The sequence below is a fragment of the Clostridium pascui genome (assembly GCF_016908015.1).
Lineage (GTDB): Bacteria > Bacillota > Clostridia > Clostridiales > Clostridiaceae > Clostridium_AK > Clostridium_AK pascui.
Map to the genome: position 1 here is coordinate 40,112 of NZ_JAFBDB010000006.1, position 16,270 is coordinate 56,381.

Here is a 16,270-nt window from a genome sequence, read left to right on the forward strand (position 1 = left end):
CGGATAAATAAGCTTGTTTTATATCCGTATCTAATATAGCAGATGGAAGGAAACAGTTTCAATGGAGATAAATAAAGTTAAAAATAAAAAAAAGCGTGAGAAAAGAGTGATTCCCGGCTTTGGAATTTCTATGGGGGTAACACTGGCTTTATTAAGTTTAATTATTCTAATTCCAATGGCATCTATAATAATATCAGCTTCAGGTCTTACTTTTAATGAGTTTATAAGGATAGTGTCTGCAAAAGATGTTGTTTCAGGATATAAAGTAAGTTTTTTATGTGCTTTCATAGCTGCACTCATTAATTGTATATTTGGAATTATTTTAGCATGGGTATTGGTGAAATATGACTTCCCTCTAAAAGGTTTTATAGATGGTTTGATAGAACTTCCTTTTGCACTTCCTACATCCGTTGCAGGTATTGCCTTAACTTCATTGTATTCAGATAAGGGATGGATTGGAAGTATCTTTGCAAAAGCTGGTATTAAAATCGCGTATACAAAAATAGGAATTATAATTGCAATGATATTTATAGGAATTCCTTTTGTAGTACGAGCTATACAGCCTGTATTGGAAAAGATGGATAAACAATATGAAGAGGCAGCTGCTATGCTGGGAGCAAGTGAAAAGAGAACATTTTTTAAAGTTATATTGCCAGAGATATTTCCGGCTATGTTAACTGGTTTTGGATTAGCCTTTGCAAGGGCCATAGGCGAATATGGAAGCGTTGTGTTTATTGCAGGAAATATTCCATATGAAACACAGATTGCGCCGCTGCTTATTATGACAAAACTAGAGCAGTTTAAATATACAGATGCAACTGCAATTGCACTTGTTATGTTAGTGTCATCCTTTGCTATATTGCTGTTTGTAAATATGATACAAGTCCGTGTAAATAAAATTACAAACAATTAATAGGAGGTTAGTATGAGTAAAGCAAACTATAAAAATGGACAGAAAAATAAAAACTCGGATATTACGAAAGTCATATTAATTGTAATAAGTATTGTATTTATTATTGTCATGCTGGTAATACCAATTGTTGCTTCAATTATATATGCACTGCAAGATGGCATGGAAAGATACTTAAGGGTTGTTACGAACAAATATACATTAAAAGCATTAAAACTTACAATAATAGCTACTGTTTCAGCAGTTGCGATAAATACTTTTTTCGGGTTATTTGCAGCCTGGACAATTACAAAGTTTAAGTTCCGTGGAAAGCAATTATTGATGACCTTAATTGATATCCCCTTTGCAATATCACCTGTTATTGCAGGATTAGTGTTTATTTTGACATTTGGGAGAATTGGATGGGCATATGATTTTTTACAGAAGTATGATATTAAAATAGTCTTTGCCGTTCCAGGAATTATTTTAGCAACGGTTTTTGTTACCTTTGCTTTTGTATCAAGGGAAATAATACCTGTACTCAATGCTCAGGGAAAGGATGAAGAGGAAGCAGCAGCTCTTATGGGAGCAAGCGGGTTTAAGATATTTACAAAGATCACCTTGCCTAACATCAAATGGGCATTGATTTACGGAATTATACTATGCATAGCAAGAGCCATGGGAGAGTTTGGTGCAGTTTCAGTTATTTCGGGACATTTAAGAGGAAAGACAAATACACTTCCTCTTCATGTTGAAGTGTTATATAACGAGTTTAAGCTGACAGATGCTTTTGCAGTATCTTCAATATTGATCATTATAGCAGTAATTATATTGATTATAAGAAACATCGTAGAATATAAAGCAAAAAAGGCTGGTGAAAGATAGTGTATGTGGAATTAAAGAATATTAACAAAACATTTGGAGATTTTAAGGCATCCAATAATGTTAGCTTTGGAATAGAACAAGGAAAATTAATTGGTCTTTTAGGACCAAGTGGAAGTGGAAAAACAACAATTCTTCGTATGATTGCTGGTCTTGAAGAGCCGGATTCAGGAGATATTTTTATAGATGGTGTTCGTGTAAATGACATTCCAGCAAGCAAAAGAGGGATTGGGTTTGTATTTCAGAGCTATGCTTTGTTTCGTTACATGAGTGTATTTGATAATATAGCTTTTGGACTTGAGGTGCAGAAGAAAAGCAAAAAAGAGATAAAAGAAAAAGTGGATGAACTTATAAAATTAATTGGCCTAGAAGGGTTGGGAAAAAGGTACCCAAGCCAGCTTTCAGGGGGACAAAGGCAAAGAGTTGCATTTGCAAGGGCATTAGCTCCAAATCCGCAGCTTTTATTATTAGATGAGCCCTTTGCTGCCATTGATGCTAAAGTTAGACAGGAGCTTAGAACCTGGCTGAAAGATATGATAAATAAAGTCGGTGTAACCAGCATCTTTGTTACCCATGATCAGGATGAGGCAATTGAAGTTGCAGATGAAATTATTATTACTAATCGTGGAAATATTGAGCAGAAAGGTTCGCCTTTAGAGATTTATAAGAATCCATCAACATCTTTTGTTGCTCAGTTTGTTGGACAGTCTACTGTTATAGAAGATTATCATAAACTTAAAGGTTTTAATAAAGTGCGTGATATCCAAAAAGCAGTTATCCGTCCCGAATTTGTAAGTGTTACTAAAGTAAATGAATTAAAGCAATTTATTAGTGCGGCAGAAGATGGAATTATAGAACAAATATTATTTAGAGGAAGCTATTTAGAGTTAAAAGTAAATGTAAAAGGCATAATTTTAACTGCGCACAGATTTCTTGAAGATACTCCGGTTGAAGTTGGAGAAAGGGTAAAGGTTAAAATTTATCGTTTATATGTATTTGACGAGAAGGAAGCCTCATTGCTTAGAAATCCTGCACTGGAAGACAATAACTGGGTATTTATTTAGTAAACATTAAATTTAAAAGGAGTACTATATGAAAAAAGAAATACAAGTGAAACAGTTGGAAACAGATATATTAATCATTGGCGGAGGTACAGCAGGATGTTATGCTGCTATAACCATAAGGGAACATTCAGATGCAGAAGTATTAATTCTTGAAAAAGCCAACATTAAAAGAAGCGGCTGTTTGGCAGCGGGAGTCAATGCAATTAATGCCTATATTGTAAAAGGAAGAACTCCAGAAGATTATGTGGATTATGCAAAAAAGGACGCAGATAATATTGTAAGAGAAGATTTGCTCCTTACAATGTCCCAGGGATTGAATAAAGTAACAAAAAAGTTGGAAGATTTAGGACTTGTAATTTTAAAAGATGAAAATGGCGAGTATGTAGCCAGAGGGAATCGAAACATTAAAATTAATGGAGAAAATATAAAGCCTATTTTAGCAGATGCAGTGAAAAAACTTTCAGATGTAAAAGTTATGAATCAGGTTAATGTGATTGATTATATCGTAAAAGATAATCAGATATTAGGAGCATTTGCAATTGGAGTGGAAGAGGAAATACTTTATGAAATCAGAGCAAAAAAGGTAATTTGTGCTACTGGAGGCGCAGCGGGATTGTACAGACCCAATAATCCTGGATTTTCAAGACATAAGATGTGGTATCCGCCCTTTAATACTGGAGCAGGATATGCCATGGGAATCCGTGCAGGTGCGGAGATGACAACTTTTGAAATGCGATTTATTGCATTAAGATGCAAAGACACCATAGCCCCTACTGGAACCATTGCACAGGGTGTGGGAGCAAAGCAGGTTAATTCAAAAGGCGAAATTTATGAAACAAAGTATGGTATTACTACTTCTGAAAGGGTTTATGGAACAATAAAGGAAAATCAGGAAGGCAGGGGCCCGTGCTATTTAAGGACAGAAGGGATAAGCAATTCCCAGGATGAAGAATTGAAAAAGGCATATTTGAACATGGCGCCAAGTCAGACTCTTAAGTGGATAGAGTCAGGTAAAAATCCAAGTGAACAGAATGTGGAAATTGAAGGAACTGAACCATATATAGTAGGTGGTCACACTGCAAGCGGATATTGGATTGATACGAAACGTGAAACCACAATTAAAGGGCTTTTCGCTGCAGGTGATGTGGCTGGTGGCTGTCCACAAAAATATGTTACAGGAGCATTGGTTGAAGGCGAAATTGCAGGTATAGCTGCAGCAGAAGAATTAAAAAAGGATAAAAGGAATTCTGCCCCTTTATTAAAAGGAGAGAAAGATTCGCTTATAAAGTCTAAGAAAGAGGAAATAGAAAGCATATTGAATTTTCAAACCCCTACATTTTCTACTGAGCAGCTGGAAGAAGCAATGCAGAAGGTAATGGATACTTATGCAGGTGGAATTGGAAGTAATTATCAGTTTAACGAAAAACAGCTTGAGTTAGCAGATGAAAAAATTGAACAGATTATGAAATTAAGCAATAACCTTCATGCAGGTGATATGCATGAATTGATGTTTGTATATGAATTAAAAGAGAGACTAACTGTTTGTAAATCAGTAATTGCTCATTTAAGGGCAAGAAAAGAAACTAGATGGCATAGTTTTGCAGAAAATTTGGATTATCCAGAGAAAAGCGATAAATGGCTTAAATATGTTAATTCAAAGCTTATAGATGGAAAACTTACTATTATGTACAGAGATTTAGTTGGAAGAGGTGAGACGTATGAGCATAGTAATTAACAAGGAAAAATGTGTAGGGTGTAAAAAATGTTTGTCTGTCTGTCCTGGAAGTCTTATAAAATTTGATGACGATGGGAAGGCGTATATAAGATATCCCAAAGATTGCTGGGGATGTGCTTCCTGTGTCAAAGAATGTAATGTATGTGCAATTTCGCTGTACTTAGGAGCGGATATTGGAGGAAGAGGAAGCCGTTTAACGGTTGAAAAGGAAGCTGATATTGTCCATTGGAATATCGAGGAGAGCAATGGAGTCGTCCATTCTATTGATATAAATCCTAAAGATTCCAATAAATATTAAAAACACATCTAAAATTAAAAAAGAAATTACTATTTAAAATACAAATAAGTAGAGCAGGAGGATTTAATAATGAGTGAATTATCACATCTTGATAAGTTGGAAGCAGAAGCAATATATATTATTCGTGAAGTTGCTGCCGAATGTGAGAAACCAGTAATGTTATATTCAATAGGAAAAGACAGTTCTGTTATGCTGCACCTTGCTATGAAAGCATTCTATCCGGAGAAACCGCCATTCCCTTTCATGCATATTGATACTACATGGAAGTTTAAGGAGATGACAGAGTTTCGTGATAGAAGAGCAAAAGAATTAGGAATAGAAATGATTGTTCACAGAAACGAAGAGGGAATAAAAGATGGAATTAATCCATTTGATCATGGTTCAGCCTATACAGATATTATGAAGACTCAGGCGTTGAAAGATGGATTGAAAAAATATGGTTTTACAGCAGCTTTTGGCGGAGGACGTCGTGATGAAGAAAAGTCACGAGCAAAAGAAAGAATTTTTTCCTTCCGAAATGAAGCACAGGCATGGGATCCTAAAAACCAAAGGCCGGAAATGTGGAAACTCTACAATACCAGGATTCATAAAGGAGAGAGTATGAGGGTGTTCCCTATCTCAAATTGGACAGAAAGGGATATATGGCAATATATTAAGAGAGAAAATATTGATATTGTATCATTATATTTTGCAAAAGAACGTCCTGTAGTATATAGGGATGGAAATATTATTATGGTAGATGATGATAGAATTAAATTATTACCAGAAGAAAAGGTTGAAAACAAAAAAGTTCGTTTCAGGACTTTAGGCTGTTATCCACTGACAGGAGGAATGGAATCAGAAGCAGTAACTTTAGATGAAATCATTGATGAAACATTGAGTGCAGTATCATCTGAGAGAACCACCCGTGTTATCGATAATGAGGAAGCAGGCAGTATGGAAAGAAGAAAGAGGGAGGGGTATTTCTAAGATGAAAAGCTTATTAAAGTTTATAACATGCGGTAGTGTGGATGATGGAAAATCCACTCTAATTGGACACATTTTATATGATGCAAAGCTTTTATATGCAGATCAGAAAAAAGCTTTGGAATTAGACAGTAAAGTCGGCAGTCGTGATGGGGCGATCGATTATTCTTTATTATTAGATGGGCTTATGGCAGAACGTGAGCAGGGTATTACTATTGACGTTGCATATCGTTATTTTACAACAGATAATCGAAGCTTTATTGTGGCTGATACACCAGGCCATGAAGAATATACCAGAAACATGGCAGTTGGTGCATCCTTTACAGACCTTGCTATTATACTAATAGATGCAAAACAAGGGGTACTTGTTCAAACAAAAAGACATGCAAGAATTTGTTCTTTAATGGGTATCAAATATTTTGTGTTTGCTGTTAATAAAATGGATTTAATCGGATTTGATCAGGAAAGATTCTTGGAAATCCAAGAGGAAATTAAAAAATTAGCGAAAGAGATTTCTTTAGAAAATATTGAAATCATTCCGGTATCTGCTACAGAGGGTGACAATGTTACGAAGAAATCAGAAAATATAACATGGTATACAGGAGCACCCCTTTTAACTTATCTTGAAAATGTAGATGTTGAAGGTACTTCTGATGAGAAAGGCTTCTATATGCCTGTGCAGAGAGTGTGCAGGCCAAATCATAGCTTTAGAGGCTTTCAGGGGCAGATTGAAGCTGGCAGCATTGCTGTAGGAGATGAAATAATATCACTTCCAAGCAATGAAAAGGCGTTAGTAAAAAGCATTTATTTAACAGATAAAAATGTGCAGAGTGCAGCAAAGGACCAGCCTGTTACAATACAGCTTAATAAGGAAGTTGATGTATCTAGAGGATGTGTACTTACAAAAAATACAAATATTGTGACCAGTAAGCTGTTTACTGCAACCATTCTCTGGATGGACGATTCTGAATTAAAAGCAGGTAAAAACTATTTTGTAAAATTAGGAACTAAGCTGTTGCCTGGAGTTGTTACAGAAGTAAAATATAAAATTGATGTGAATACTGGAGAGCATTTACCAACTGGATTCGTGAAGAAAAATGAAATTGCAGTGTGTGATATTTCACTTTCTGAAAAGATTGTAGTGGACAAGTTTAATTCTCGCAAGGCACTAGGGGAATTTATACTGATTGACCGTATCAGCAATATGACATCAGCTTGCGGTGTTGTGGAAAATATTTCTGATAATGAGAGCAGTAAGGATGAGGCTTTTTCATTCCAATATAAAGGTCTAAAAGCAAGAGGAGATGTTTTTGAAGAGTTTTACTATAATACAGAAAGTTTATCTTTATCAAAATACAAATCAGTGGAACATACTTATACAGTAGGAGATGAAATCCCAGTTAAAGGTGAAAGTTATCAATATCCAGATAATATTGATATTTTAGTTCTTCGTGACTGGGTGGCAATTAAAGTCCGTGATAGGAAGATTGCTTGCATTCAGTCAATTGATGAATATAAGTACACTGGAACTCCAGTTATTAACGGCAGAGGATTTGAAATAAAAGCGAATTCGGAAGAGAAAATTTTAAACTTCCTAAATGAGTATAATCAAATGAATGATGGTAATGAAGTAGAGTTTTTAAATAAGTGGGTTAGCTTGGACACTTATCGAAGAATAATATTTCACAGCAATTTTTGGATGATATAGTTTTGAGAATTAGTTGTAACTGAAGAAATTTTAAGTAATAATTATAAATAAGAAGCTATTATAAAGTTCAGCAATGACTGAAAGGAGATAAAATGATAAGAATAACGGACGCATTGTTAGAAAGTATTGAGGAATTCAAGAATAATGTGCAGCAATTTAAAGAAGGTAAAATAGAGGCATTTAAATCTTTTGGCTCAAAGATGGGGATTTATGGTGAAAGAGGAACAGGAACATTTATGGTTAGACCAAGAATTCCAGGAGGAGTTATAACATTAGAACAATTTAAGGCAATTAGTGAAATTACTAAAAAATATCCCGGAATTATAATAAGAATAACAACAAGGCAGGATATTCAACTTCATTCTGTAAAACTAGATGACCTGGGTAATGTATTAGAGGATTTAATTAAAGCTGGATTGACTACAAAAGGTGCAGGCGGCGACGGTGTAAGAAATGTAGCTTGCTCCCCGCTGTCCGGCGTAGCAAAAAATGAGATTTTTGATGTATCACAATATGTAGAAAAGGTTACAAATCATCTTATGTCAGAGCCAGGTGCCATGAATCTTCCAAGAAAGTTAAAGATAGCATTTTCAAATACTGATGAAGACACAGCAAATGCTACAATAGCTGATTTAGGTTTCATTGCAAAAATTGTTGATGGTATGAAGGGCTTTGAAGTATACAGCGGAGGCGGCCTTGGCGGAAGCGCCAGAACAGCTTTGAAACTGGAGGATTTTATAGAAGATACTGAAGTTTTATATTATGCACAGGCTGTAAAGGAAATTTTTGAAAAAGAAGGAGATAGAACTAATAGGCATAAGGCCAGGTTGAGATTTGTTGTTAACAGATTAGGGGAAGAAGAGTATATTGAATTATTTAAAAATCAGCTTGATAAGATAAGAAGTGAAAGACAATTAAGTTTAAATTTGAACTCAAAAGAAGAAAAAACAGTAAGTTATTCAAACAGTAATTTGAATATAGATAAAAAATATGAAAGGATAGTATTCCCTCAGAAACGAGAAGGATATTATTCCGTATATATTCATCCGGAAAACGGCAGCATAGACACTGATGAATTAGATAGGTTATTGGATTTTATTGAAAGCATAGATTATAGCGTATCAATAAGATTAACTCTTACTCAAGGGTTCTTTGTGAGAGACTTGAAGGAAGAAGAATTGAAGAAATTAATATCAATTGCATCAAAGCTTATATCAACTGAGAAATTGTACAATTCCGTAGCATGTGTTGGACCAATAATTTGCAACTTTGGTCTTTGCAACTCACAGGGACTTTTGGCAGATATAAAGAAAACATTCAGGAATTCAGATTCTAACTTGCAGGAAGAACTTCCAATAATACATATTTCAGGATGCCTAAATTCCTGCGGACAGCATCAAATTGGTGAAATTGGATTCACTGGAAGGGCAAAACGTACTGAAGATGGATTTATTCCGGCTTATGCTGTTTCTTTTGGTGGAAAAGTAGGCCCTGGTGTTGTAAAGCTTGGTGAAGCTTATGGAGACATTCCAGCTAAAAAAATATCCAAGTTCTTATTAGATCTTGCTGCTTTGAAAAATGATTCTGGTTACAAAGAGTTTGATGAATTTGTAAAGGCTGAAGATGCCTCAATCAAAGAGTTGGTATTGAAATACTCTACCCTTGAGAGTTTTGCTAAAGCACCAGAGTTATATAGTGATTTTGGAACTAATGAGAAGTTTTCCGTTGGCAAAAAATAATACGGATAATTAGAAAATAAAAAGAAGGCAAAGAAAGACTTTAAATGTATCAGAAGTAGATGGAAAGTATATAGTAGAATATCAAACTAGACTATAAAAAACTAAAGGGAAGAGTCCTTTACTCTTCCCAGTTTACCTCATCCTTTAATTTATAAAGCTCTATACAAAGGGTCTATCAAAATTTTTATCATAAGCACCATTTTCTTTTAAAAATTTATTCCAGAATACTTTGTTTAAGCCTAACTTAGCAGCAAACTTCATCTTTGCAAGCTCAAATCCTTTAAGCTCATGGGGCTCTTTGAAATCCTCAATAATAGTTTTATCGAAGCTGTGAGTTTGTTCATATATTTCACCTAATTCTTTTAACGACTTAAAGAGTTTTTTTGTCATGAAGCTTGGCATCATATAAACTCCTGCGGAATTCCCTTTAATTACTGTTCCTAAATAAGTTCTATTAAGCTCCTTTGAAAGTGAACCAAAGTATTTTTCTGCATATTTGTATTGATTTGATTCAGGGAAACCACCCTGCAAAATAAAACCTATAGATTTATTTTCAGAAGGCTCTGCAGGCTCTAAGTACTCAATAAATCGCATAGTAACTCCAGGCATACTATGGATATAAAGTGGAAGTACAAAGATAATAGTATCAAAATCTTTAACATACTGTGCAAGAATTTTATGATCTTCTTTGATAATATACCTTATCTCACAGCGCGATTTCATACCGCTTATAAAATGTTTAATAAATATTTCAGAATTCCCATTTTCTCCTTTAGGAGAACCGTTAAGAATTATTGTACTCATATACCCCTCCGCTAAATTATTCCATATACTCTTCAATTTTTTTAACTGCAACATTCTTTGATTCAAACATATCAAAAGTACGATAAATATAGTCTTTTAAAATTTGCTCACCTTCATCAGTTTTAAAATTACCTTCATAATAAAATTCTATATCAGGATATTTATCATACCTGGGCACGTGTCTTGATTCACCCTTTGATACTTCAACATAAGGAATAAACAAAGGAATAATCCTATCAAAAAGGCTTTTTAAATTTCCACTTACAAAACCTTTTGTAACCTTAGAAAATATAATCACTCTGTCTGCTTCTAAGTACTTAGAATAAAATTCATCCAAATCTTTATTTATGCATCTTCCAGGGGTTTTCCACCAGCAGCTCCAGCAGCCACAGCAGTCTTTAATCCTATTTTTATTAAGGTCCAGTTCATAGATGGAATCTACTTTATAACCATCTATTTCTTTTATCACAACAGTTTTCATCATTCACCTCTTAAATATATTTACATTATATATTTATTCTTTAGGATATATAGATAAAACTGTATTTATATAAACTTTGAAGTTTTACTAATGCGGCTTATTTGTATTAGAGAAAACAGATAAAATTAAAATAGGGCTGTCGCATTAAGAAATTAGACTACAATATATTGTAGTTTTTATTCTTTGTGCGATAACCCCTTTTTGCTATTATAAAAAGGACTTAGGAGAATCCATAGTTTTCTTTTCAGTATATCTATAGGCACGTTTTGCTCCATCTCCAACATATAAAACTGGATTTAGTTCTTCACAAATTAAATTGCCTTCTTCATCTAAAAGTGAAGAATCAACAACTCTTCCCTTAATCTTTGCTAAAATATTTGTGATATGAGGATAATCATCGATTTCTATAATGTCCGTTAAGGTGCATTCAATAGATACTGGGCATTCTTCGATTATTGGTGCATTTACTAGGTCAGACTTTACTGGAGTTAAATTTACAAAATCAAACTTTTTAGTTTTATGACCTGAAATAAAGCCGCAAAAATCAATTTGCTGCATCATCTTTTTATCAGGTATGTTAATTACAAAGTCCTTCACCTTTTTAATTTGATTTATTGCATAGCCCTTTCTTCCAAAGCCTAGAGTTACCATGTCCATTAATGTGTAAGAAGAGGATAGGGTAGTGACATTAGGCACACCATTTTCATCGTAAAAGCTTATAAGAAAAATGGGGAAGCCATAATACATTTTATTAAAATTAACTCTTGTTTTCTTCATTGAAAATCACTCCATTCAGTAAATTGCTGCTTTATTTTCTTGCGACTAAAGCAAGCTTTTTAACTTATTATAGCAATTAGTAAAAAGTTGTACCGTGACTTTAATCACGAATGGGGGTAAGCCATCTAGAGTGCAATGGAAAAAAGGAGTAAAAACGTATAAATATTTGAATTGAGCACAAAGGTTTAAAACAAGTAATGTAACAGATTTTGTTAAAGAACAACATATTGATAATACTTTTTATAAATCAAAAAGCCAATGCTTAACCAAGCATTAGCTTAAATTCTCTAAGTATATATCCAAAATACCGGTACTCTAATTTTGACACCTATCCTTCGATAGGTGGGTGTCCTCACAGATGTTTCAATCGCCTTCAATGCCACATGGGGACTCACAAGAGGGTACATTTCCGCATCTAAATATTGAACTCCCGAATTTTAAATGTAGGTTCAAAATAAGAGCTTAACGAGTATTTCAGAAAGTATAGTTATTAACAAATATTCATTGTTTGCTATAAACATATAATAACATATATAAAGTTACTATACAAGAGATATCCCTATGGCAATTTAAACCAAACAATTTAGAATAAAACTATTTAATTAATTTTATTAGTAGAATTATGATGTTTTATTAAAAGGAGCATATAATTATTTAGTATAAATCTTGTACGCATTCATATTAAATCCATAATATTATTATAAAATTATCAGTTGTATTAAGAATTCCAGGGAGGTATTTAAGTGACTAAAAAGAAACATACAAAAAGAAAGAACATCTTAATAATTTCAACCCTTTGTGTGCTTATGGCTATTTTTATCATAGGCTATGGGATTGGATTAATTCTTGGTGATGGCCCTAAAAAGAGCCAGGCTGACAATGGCACAGTAGATCTTTCAAAGAAAAGCACAGAGCAAGTTTCAGGGGGAAATAATGACTTAGATAAAGCAGATAGTGAATCAAATGAGAATAATGAAAAATTAGATAAAGAAGATACTGGATCCAATGAGAATAATAAAAATTTAGATAATGAAAATAATGTATCTAACAAAGATGATAAGGATACTAAAGAGGAAAATGAAAATGATAAAGATACCAGACAAGAATCAGATGACACAAAATCTGAACAAGACCAGTCTAGTAAAGATGCTGATGCATCTAAGTTAACTACAAAGGAGATATGGGACATATATAATGAAGGTAATAGGTTATATAAACAAGGAAATTATGAGAAGGCTCTGCCAAAATTAGAGATGTCCTATAAGATTAAGCCGGATTCAAGTCTTATGCCTTGGCTTACTTATCAATTAGGTGACAGTTATAAAAAACTTAATGATAATGCTAATGCTCTAGTGTATTTTAAGAAGGTAATACAAAACTATCCAGGCTCTCAATTTGTTTCTTCTGCTGAGAGAATGATAAAGGAAATAGAAAGTAAATAAATAAAGGGCCAATGCTTAATCTCATAAGCATTGGCTTAAAATTTTCATTGGAATGGGGTGACACCCCATTCCAGGAACTAAATTAGGTCATCTAAGCCATTAACTGCAGCTTGTTCATTTTCATTAATAGGAATAACTATGCATTTTTGGCCATCAATTATTTGAGATTTTATTTCAGGTATTTTTTCAGGCTTTACTTGAAGTATAACATCATAGTCAGGAATAACTTTATTATCTTCTGAATTTGTATCTTCGCTCTCTTCTAAATTATTTTCTAAAGGCTCTTGTAAGCTAGTTTCCGAATCAGTTTCTAAGGTTTCGTCTGAATTACTTACCAAAGCTTCTTCTAAAACTGCATTATCATCATTAGCTTCTGTAGACAGGTGGGTTTCGTTATCTACAGCGGCTTCTTGTTTAATTTGCTCTAGTCTAGCTTGAAGTACTTCTACTTGCTTTTTTAGGTTTTCTTCCTTTTTTCTCTGCTCATTTGCCTTAAGTACCTTTGCATCAATTAAATTTTCTGCTACAGGAAGGTCATCACCAAAGCATTCAACATAAGATTTTTCAATTCTAGTAGTAATTTCTTCAGGGACTCCGCTTTCTATTAAAAGGGTTTGTACATCATTTTTTGTTAAGGTTATAGGCTCAGAGTCTGTATCATCATATATGGAATTGTGTTCATCTATCATAGTATTTAAGTTTTCTTGTATTTCCATAAAAATTTTATTAGCCTTTTCTTCATCAGCACTAAAGGAATCTTTAATAATTGATTGAAATGTTTCCTTTTGTATAGCAACAGTTTGTTTTGAATAACAACCTAAAGCATTTTCCATTAATTCAGGATGTATATCCTTTGGATTTTTTGTGTAATACATAATGGAGTTAACGTCTGAACTGCGCTCAATAAAGGCAGGAAACACAAATCCATTAGCTGGAGCTCCAACCACCCAATCTCTAATACGTGCTTGTATTTTGTTTTCTTCTTCAAAGTATCTAAGACCAGGATCTGAAAGTGAAACAGGGCATATGGCACATAGCACATATTCATATACCTCTTCAGATTCATCTATCTTTGCATTATCATTGGTTTTAGTAATAACGTCATAAGCGTCATGAAAAAGAAGTATTAAAAGGTTGCCAGTATAATCATAATTATCTATTATGGATTGATAAAAATCATCAAGGATAGCATCATTCTTTAATTGACTGGTTTTAAGCTGCATAAGAGAAATTTGTTTTTCATTTATAAGGTCTTCATTAACTGGGAAGTTAAGTTCTAAAATATTATTCCCAATAGTTCCAGATAGTACTTTTTTAGCAATTTCTAAGTACTTAAAGTATTCATCCTCATTTAAATTTAGAAAGGTTTCTCTAAATTTTAAAATAATATTTTTTTCTCCATTAACATAGCAGCCGCACATCTTAGTGAAGGTGCAATGATCTTTTTTAAAACGTTTTTTTAATTCAAGTATATCTTTTTTTCTCATGTCTAAAAACCCCTCAATCTAGTAATTTTTATCTATAATATATTAATTAAAATATTATCACTATTTAAGTATAATATTTTTCTAGAATTAATTAAAGATTTTATTTAACAACCAAAGAATATTCACTGTGGCCCATCGCAAAATACAAATCTCCTAAAATAGGTGAAGCAATTTATTTATATTTAATAAAGCAGTGAGCACCTAGGAGATAGAAGCATAAGATATGTGTAAGGGGTCAGGTCATTGGGAAAAATAGTAATAAGTTTGTAAGGGAGAAGTCAAGTTGAACAGATCATTGTTTGAGTTACTTAGACAGGGTGGATATATACTATATGCTAGACATGGAGAAGCAACAGTAGGGGTAGATCAGCCTAATTTTAATTTTAGAGACTGTTTTACCCAAAGAAATCTTTCTGATATGGGTAGAAGACAGGCGGTCTATTATGGACAAATTCTTCGTGATTTAGGAATTCCTATTAGTTATCCCATTCTAACTAGTCCCTTTTGTAGAACTATAGAAACTGCACAATTAGCTTTTGGAAGATCAGCTGTTCAAATAGATCCATTTTGGATTGAAATTTATAATTTAAGTAGAAATTTGCCGGCAGAAGAGCAAAAGCAAATATTAGATTCTCTTCAGTCAAGATTAGAAATTAAGCCCCCTGAAGGGAGTAATAGAGTTATTATTGCTCACAGTTTTCCAAGAGAAATTGGCTTAGGTGAAATCCCAAATATGGGAACAGTTATTATTAAGCCATTAGGAAAGGAAAGGGGATATGAAGTTCTTAATAAATTATCCCTGTCAGATTTTATGAATAGGAGAAGCATTTAATCTTATGGTGCCACCCACATGACAAGTGGCAAGTTCTATTAACTTGCCACTTGCCATGTGGGTGGCACTTTTTTTCTCCCCGCATATAATGATATATCAATAATTTTCGGAGTTGGTATATCATATTTAAAAATAATATTTTAAATAAGGTAATGGAAAAGTCACCTATTATTGAAATCAATGATAAGTCAAAGATAGTCTTAATAAGCGATTGTCATAGGGGAGATGGGAGCTTTAAAGACAACTTTCTTCCAAACTCTAATATATACATTACAGCTTTAAATTATTATTATGACAATGGATTTTCCTATATAGAAATAGGTGATGGAGATGAGCTTTGGGAAGTTAGAAAAATACAGGATATATACCAGATATATAAAGATATTTTTCATTTGCTTTTAAAATTTAAAGAACATAATAGGCTTTATATGATTTATGGTAATCATGATGAGGTGAAAAAAAGAGCCAGCTTTAGTAAGAAACTATGTAAGAAAAGAGATGAAAATGGAGGAGAAAACTGCCTCTGTAAGCTTTATAATAACTTAGATGTATATGAGGGTCTAATACTTAGATATAAAAGTGATAATAAGGATAATAAAAGTTTGGACTTTTTTGTGACTCATGGAAATCAGTTAGACTTTATAAATTATAATTTAAGTTTTATTACTAAATATGTTGTTAGATATATATGGGGTTTTTTAGAGGCCAACTTTGGCTTTAGGAATAACACCAGCCCTGCAAAAAGCAATACTAAAAGAGATAAAGTAGATAAAAAACTAGAAAAGTGGGTGAAAGAAAATAACCAGCCTATAATTACTGGTCACACTCACGGAAGTAAGTTCCCTGTTCCATCAAAGGCCCCTTACTTTAATGATGGATGCTGTGTTATGCCTTATTCTATAAGTACTATTGAAATAGAAAATGGAGAAATAGCACTTATAAAGTGGAGTATAAAAGTTATGAAGGATGGAGTGTTAGTTGTAAAGAGGGAAGTAATAGGAGGGCCGGAAAGGATAGAAAGTTACAGAGATTAAAAGTCTCCGGTTTATTTTATGTTCAGAATTAGGCTTAAGAGAAGGATATATTAAGTTTATATTGAAATTAAGTTAGCATGTGCTATAATAATACCTATATAGGGTATTGAAAAGGAATTAGATGAAAGAATA

General features: G+C 33.2%; 15 protein-coding genes and 1 other RNA gene. 11 read left to right on the forward strand and 5 right to left on the reverse strand.

Annotated elements, in window-relative coordinates:
- Positions 1–61 precede the first annotated feature (61 nt).
- The 8 genes from cysT (at position 62) to JOC70_RS14435 (ending at position 9,281) form a co-directional block, all read left to right on the forward strand.
- Positions 62–913: a sulfate ABC transporter permease subunit CysT gene (gene cysT / locus JOC70_RS14400; protein WP_204599602.1), complete on the forward strand. Its 852-nt coding sequence runs from the start codon at positions 62–64 to the stop codon at positions 911–913.
- Between the two features lie 12 nt (positions 914–925).
- The gene (gene cysW, locus JOC70_RS14405) at positions 926–1,774 is read left to right on the forward strand and encodes a sulfate ABC transporter permease subunit CysW (RefSeq protein ID WP_204599603.1); all 849 of its coding nucleotides are present in this window, start codon (positions 926–928) and stop codon (positions 1,772–1,774) included.
- Positions 1,774–2,835 (forward strand): sulfate ABC transporter ATP-binding protein, encoded by a 1,062-nt coding sequence (locus JOC70_RS14410; RefSeq protein WP_204599604.1) that lies wholly within the window; start codon positions 1,774–1,776, stop codon positions 2,833–2,835. The genes cysW and JOC70_RS14410 overlap by 1 nt, the downstream gene beginning before the upstream one ends.
- A 28-nt stretch (positions 2,836–2,863) precedes the next feature.
- Complete coding sequence (locus JOC70_RS14415) at positions 2,864–4,570, forward strand: adenylyl-sulfate reductase subunit alpha (RefSeq protein ID WP_204599605.1); 1,707 nt, start codon at positions 2,864–2,866, stop codon at positions 4,568–4,570.
- Entirely contained in the window at positions 4,554–4,868 is a 315-nt protein-coding gene (locus JOC70_RS14420; RefSeq protein WP_204599606.1) for a 4Fe-4S dicluster domain-containing protein, read from the forward strand. Before JOC70_RS14415 ends, JOC70_RS14420 begins: the two co-directional genes overlap by 17 nt.
- A 69-nt stretch (positions 4,869–4,937) precedes the next feature.
- Complete coding sequence (cysD, locus tag JOC70_RS14425; RefSeq protein WP_204599607.1) at positions 4,938–5,837, forward strand: sulfate adenylyltransferase subunit CysD; 900 nt, start codon at positions 4,938–4,940, stop codon at positions 5,835–5,837.
- 1 nt (position 5,838) lies between these two features.
- Entirely contained in the window at positions 5,839–7,542 is a 1,704-nt protein-coding gene (locus tag JOC70_RS14430) for a sulfate adenylyltransferase subunit 1 (protein ID WP_204599608.1), read from the forward strand.
- Positions 7,543–7,634: 92 nt separating this feature from the next.
- On the forward strand, positions 7,635–9,281 hold the full coding sequence (locus JOC70_RS14435; RefSeq protein ID WP_204599609.1) for a nitrite/sulfite reductase: 1,647 nt from the start codon (positions 7,635–7,637) through the stop codon (positions 9,279–9,281).
- Positions 9,282–9,440: 159 nt separating this feature from the next.
- Here the strand turns inward: JOC70_RS14435 and JOC70_RS14440 are convergent, their stop codons facing one another.
- The 4 genes from JOC70_RS14440 to ssrS all read right to left on the reverse strand — a co-directional run bounded on the left by JOC70_RS14440 (position 9,441) and on the right by ssrS (position 11,827).
- Positions 9,441–10,085: an NAD(P)H-dependent oxidoreductase gene (locus tag JOC70_RS14440; RefSeq protein ID WP_204599610.1), complete on the reverse strand. Its 645-nt coding sequence runs from the start codon at positions 10,083–10,085 to the stop codon at positions 9,441–9,443.
- Between the two features lie 16 nt (positions 10,086–10,101).
- On the reverse strand, positions 10,102–10,566 hold the full coding sequence (locus tag JOC70_RS14445) for a flavodoxin family protein (protein WP_204599611.1): 465 nt from the start codon (positions 10,564–10,566) through the stop codon (positions 10,102–10,104).
- A gap of 207 nt (positions 10,567–10,773) precedes the next feature.
- Positions 10,774–11,343: a flavin reductase family protein gene (locus JOC70_RS14450; RefSeq protein ID WP_204599612.1), complete on the reverse strand. Its 570-nt coding sequence runs from the start codon at positions 11,341–11,343 to the stop codon at positions 10,774–10,776.
- Positions 11,344–11,635: 292 nt separating this feature from the next.
- A non-coding RNA gene (gene ssrS, locus JOC70_RS14455) (6S RNA) lies at positions 11,636–11,827 on the reverse strand.
- A 259-nt stretch (positions 11,828–12,086) separates the two neighbouring features.
- Here ssrS and JOC70_RS19545 point away from each other — a divergent pair.
- Positions 12,087–12,785 (forward strand): tetratricopeptide repeat protein, encoded by a 699-nt coding sequence (locus JOC70_RS19545; protein WP_204599613.1) that lies wholly within the window; start codon positions 12,087–12,089, stop codon positions 12,783–12,785.
- 77 nt (positions 12,786–12,862) lie between these two features.
- Here the strand turns inward: JOC70_RS19545 and JOC70_RS14465 are convergent, their stop codons facing one another.
- A complete protein-coding gene (locus JOC70_RS14465; protein ID WP_204599614.1) occupies positions 12,863–14,272 on the reverse strand; it encodes a DUF4317 domain-containing protein in 1,410 nt (469 codons plus the stop codon).
- Between the two features lie 283 nt (positions 14,273–14,555).
- Between JOC70_RS14465 and JOC70_RS14470 the strand changes: the two genes are divergently transcribed.
- Positions 14,556–15,104, forward strand: a complete 549-nt coding sequence (locus JOC70_RS14470; RefSeq protein ID WP_204599615.1) for a histidine phosphatase family protein — start codon at positions 14,556–14,558, stop codon at positions 15,102–15,104.
- 152 nt (positions 15,105–15,256) lie between these two features.
- Positions 15,257–16,138: a metallophosphoesterase gene (locus JOC70_RS14475; RefSeq protein WP_204599616.1), complete on the forward strand. Its 882-nt coding sequence runs from the start codon at positions 15,257–15,259 to the stop codon at positions 16,136–16,138.
- The last annotated feature ends 132 nt before the right edge of the window (positions 16,139–16,270 follow it).

Excerpts from the sequence above, each read along its gene's own strand:
- JOC70_RS14445 (WP_204599611.1), bottom strand. The coding sequence starts at position 10,566 with ATGAAAACTGTTGTGATAAAAGAAATAGATGGTTATAAAGTAGATTCC.
- JOC70_RS14430 (WP_204599608.1), top strand. The coding sequence starts at position 5,839 with ATGAAAAGCTTATTAAAGTTTATAACATGCGGTAGTGTGGATGATGGA.
- JOC70_RS14415 (WP_204599605.1), top strand. The coding sequence starts at position 2,864 with ATGAAAAAAGAAATACAAGTGAAACAGTTGGAAACAGATATATTAATC.
- cysD (WP_204599607.1), top strand. The coding sequence starts at position 4,938 with ATGAGTGAATTATCACATCTTGATAAGTTGGAAGCAGAAGCAATATAT.
- JOC70_RS14435 (WP_204599609.1), top strand. The coding sequence starts at position 7,635 with ATGATAAGAATAACGGACGCATTGTTAGAAAGTATTGAGGAATTCAAG.
- JOC70_RS14450 (WP_204599612.1), bottom strand. The coding sequence starts at position 11,343 with ATGAAGAAAACAAGAGTTAATTTTAATAAAATGTATTATGGCTTCCCC.
- cysT (WP_204599602.1), top strand. The coding sequence starts at position 62 with ATGGAGATAAATAAAGTTAAAAATAAAAAAAAGCGTGAGAAAAGAGTG.
- JOC70_RS14440 (WP_204599610.1), bottom strand. The coding sequence starts at position 10,085 with ATGAGTACAATAATTCTTAACGGTTCTCCTAAAGGAGAAAATGGGAAT.
- JOC70_RS14420 (WP_204599606.1), top strand. The coding sequence starts at position 4,554 with ATGAGCATAGTAATTAACAAGGAAAAATGTGTAGGGTGTAAAAAATGT.
- JOC70_RS14475 (WP_204599616.1), top strand. The coding sequence starts at position 15,257 with ATGGAAAAGTCACCTATTATTGAAATCAATGATAAGTCAAAGATAGTC.
- cysW (WP_204599603.1), top strand. The coding sequence starts at position 926 with ATGAGTAAAGCAAACTATAAAAATGGACAGAAAAATAAAAACTCGGAT.
- JOC70_RS14465 (WP_204599614.1), bottom strand. The coding sequence starts at position 14,272 with ATGAGAAAAAAAGATATACTTGAATTAAAAAAACGTTTTAAAAAAGAT.